The organism is Synechococcus sp. WC101 (genome assembly GCF_047461555.1).
Classification (GTDB): domain Bacteria; phylum Cyanobacteriota; class Cyanobacteriia; order Thermostichales; family Thermostichaceae; genus Thermostichus.
Genome location: NZ_JANSHG010000219.1, coordinates 1 through 2,981, shown reverse-complemented (window position 1 = coordinate 2,981; position 2,981 = coordinate 1). Strand labels below are relative to the sequence as shown.

The following is a 2,981-nucleotide window of genomic DNA, read 5'->3' as shown; positions in this document are numbered from 1 at the left end:
TTTCTAGGGATCCCCCCGAAGGGGGAACTGCAGCCCATTGTAGCCCACGCCGGTGGGTACTTTATGAAGTTTCCAATTTCTAGGGATCCCCCCGAAGGGGGAACAGAGAGCGAACCAAGTTTTGCAGCACTTGGCCAGTCGGCTAGTTTCCAATTTCTAGGGATCCCCCCGAAGGGGGAACTGGATTAGCTGCTACTCAAGGTCAATGGCCAGGCAGAGTTTCCAATTTCTAGGGATCCCCCCGAAGGGGGAACCGGAAGTAACTCTGCACAGCGCAGCCAACCGAAGATAGGCACGTTTCCAATTTCTAGGGATCCCCCCGAAGGGGGAACTTGATAAACTGGGTTTGTTACAAAGACTAGCTTAGGTGCTTGTTTCCAATTTCTAGGGATCCCCCCGAAGGGGGAACGGTCATAACCACCAGCTGGTGCAGGTGCTGTAGTTACAGTTTCCAATTTCTAGGGATCCCCCCGAAGGGGGAACGATCTGTGATGGCTTGATCTTGGTCGAGAGATTGCCCAGTTTGTTTCCAATTTCTAGGGATCCCCCCGAAGGGGGAACTTTATGGACCTTACAGGAGCCTTGGATTGGCTTGACGTTTCCAATTTCTAGGGATCCCCCCGAAGGGGGAACTAGATTAGTTGGACCTGACGCAGAGCTGCGTCAATCGTGTTTCCAATTTCTAGGGATCCCCCCGAAGGGGGAACACGTACCCCCAAGGCGGGGGAGTCTGGTTAATTGAAGACCGGGTTTCCAATTTCTAGGGATCCCCCCGAAGGGGGAACTCTACCCCTACTAAACCCAAGCAGGGCAAGGAATGCAAGGCCTATTTGCGAGGGGGTCGGTCGAAGGTGGCAAAAAAGGGCCCCGAAGAGGGGGGGTGAGAGGCCTGAAAGCCTTGTGGCGCAAGGCATCGAGCGGGTCAACGAAAGAATCAGCCTTTGCGGGTTTTGGCGAGGCGCTCGCAGAGGCGTTGATACCATTTTTGTGTTGCCTCGCAAACATAGCTAGCCTGAGGATTCACGCAAGGGTTTGCGGGCTGCCCAGGCAACTGGGGCGGAGCGAGTGGCGGGGCAGACAGGCCGACAACTGTTCTAGAGAGGGTACTGCATCAGCCAAAAGCCGGCGAAGGACTGGGCCCGGAAATCGCTCTGGATGGCAAGGAAATGGATCCCTTGGGCTTGGCGTTGTCGCTGGGCAAAGCCTTCTGCCTCCGCCCGCAGCTTTTCATCTTTTAATTGCGCAAACAGATAGCAATCGTTGAGGCCAGCCTCGAACAGCAGCCGTCCCTCGGCAACATGCAAATAAGCAGGCTCCATACCGCTCAGCCAAGCTGCTATGGGCAAAGCCCGCCGCGAGGCAATCACCAAGCCGGGAATGATCGTGTCCGGCGCCCAGGCCTCCCAGTTCACCGGGAACAGCTCGCCGAATTCCATTGGCCAGGTCTCGGCTTCCCGCAGATCCCTGGCCCGCAGCGTCACGAACGCCCAGCGCTCCCCCTGCAACTTATCCGGCAGGGGGATGGGATCCGGCGGCTCCGGCTCTACAGGGGGCTCAGGGCTGTAGGTGAACTGGGTTTCTTGGGGGTAAACCTGCTCTGCCCGCTCTCGCATCCAGGCCTTGAGGGCATAGACCCGACGGCTGGGCAGCATGGGGATCCCGGCGGCGTTGCAGGCCCGCTGCAAGATGGAGCTCATGCGGGCTCGGAAGACGCGAATGGCTGCAGGCGGCTGGGGGGCTGCCTCCAGATAGCCGCGCAACTGTTGGGCTACCCAGGTGCTATTGACCTCTTGGTTGCTGCAATACTTGGCCTGGCGCAACTGGCCGCTGGCATCGCAGACCAGCAGCTCCCAAACCCGCCGCCCCTGCCCATCCCGCAGTGGGACGGCGTTGAAATCCATCTGCCAAATGGGGCCGCGCCCAGGGCTAGAGTGTAGGGGTTGAGTGGCCAAGGTGTTCCTCCCGTTTGCTACGCACTGCTGGGAGAGCGATCCGGAAGCTGTTGGCCTGAGGGATGGAAAGCAGTATCCCCGACCAAAGCCCATTCCCGCTCTCCAAAAATGGCGGCAGGGTAGCGGTAGTACTTAAACTCCAGCAGGTTGTAGAAGGGATCCTGCAAAAAGAAGGTGCCGTGCTCCAGGGGGGTGCCGACAAAGCGCCAGCGTGGCTCCTGATAGAAAAGCAATCCCCGCGTGCGGGCCCGCTCGGCCAGCGCCTGCCAATCTGCCTGGGCAGGGAAGATCAGGCCAAAGTGGCGGGGGTAGATGCCCCGCTGGGGCGTCAGCTTTTCCTGGGTGAGGTGGGCCACCAGTTGATGGCCATACAGGTTCAAGATGACGGCGGCAGGGGTTTCTCGACCGACCTCGCAGCCCAAGCCCTCGCCGTAGTAGGCCTTGGCCAAGGCAAGATCGGCAACCGGAAAGGCCAGATGAAAGCAGATGGGTTCCATGGGCTCTCCTTCAAATCGGGATCCCCGCTCTTTATCAAGGTAGGCGATTTTAGAACGGCTGCTGCCAGGTGGAATGCCGACTGTACGCCTTTGCGCAGGAAGCCCAACCGCTCGGATGCTATAACACTAGCTAGCGTGTAATCTGCTTGCGCCAGCAGTGCGGAGCACTCTCGCGTCAGCGAGACGGAGTTCTTTGGCCGAGTCTGCAGCAAGAGAACTCGGTGTGTTGAGAGGTTTGTAAGAAGGGGCAAGCTTGGTCATGACCAGCATCTGGGTTGAACAGCGCCGCCGCGAGGAAGAGGCGCGCGACTTTTTTTGGATGGTGGCGCTGTCCTTGCTGCTGCACGTGCTGGCGCTGCTGGCCTTGCTCTACTGGAGTCGATTTTGGCCACTTCGCCAGCAAGAACAAGAGGCCATTGAGTTTATCCTGCTAGAGCCAGAAGATCTCAAGCCGCCGGAAGAAGCAGAGCTGGTTTCGGAAGTGGATTCCCGCGATGGGGGCGAGCGGGCGGAAGCCCCCCCTTCTCAGGGC

2 protein-coding genes, 1 pseudogene and 1 CRISPR repeat array are annotated in these 2,981 nt (G+C 59.0%); of the genes and pseudogenes, 1 reads left to right on the top strand and 2 read right to left on the bottom strand.

The window, feature by feature from the left end:
• Window positions 1-68 precede the first annotated feature (68 nt).
• Window positions 69-785: a CRISPR direct-repeat array (repeat unit 36 nt; unit sequence GTTTCCAATTTCTAGGGATCCCCCCGAAGGGGGAAC).
• A gap of 309 nt (window positions 786-1,094) precedes the next feature.
• A complete protein-coding gene (locus NW809_RS11660) occupies window positions 1,095-1,952 on the bottom strand; it encodes a Tab2/Atab2 family RNA-binding protein (protein WP_011430111.1) in 858 nt (285 codons plus the stop codon).
• Window positions 1,953-1,969: 17 nt separating this feature from the next.
• Complete coding sequence (locus NW809_RS11655; protein WP_011430110.1) at window positions 1,970-2,449, bottom strand: VOC family protein; 480 nt, start codon at window positions 2,447-2,449, stop codon at window positions 1,970-1,972.
• Window positions 2,450-2,708: 259 nt separating this feature from the next.
• On the opposite strand from NW809_RS11655, the pseudogene NW809_RS11650 reads away from it, so the two are divergent.
• Window positions 2,709-2,981, top strand: a pseudogene (locus NW809_RS11650) (energy transducer TonB); the annotation flags it as partial.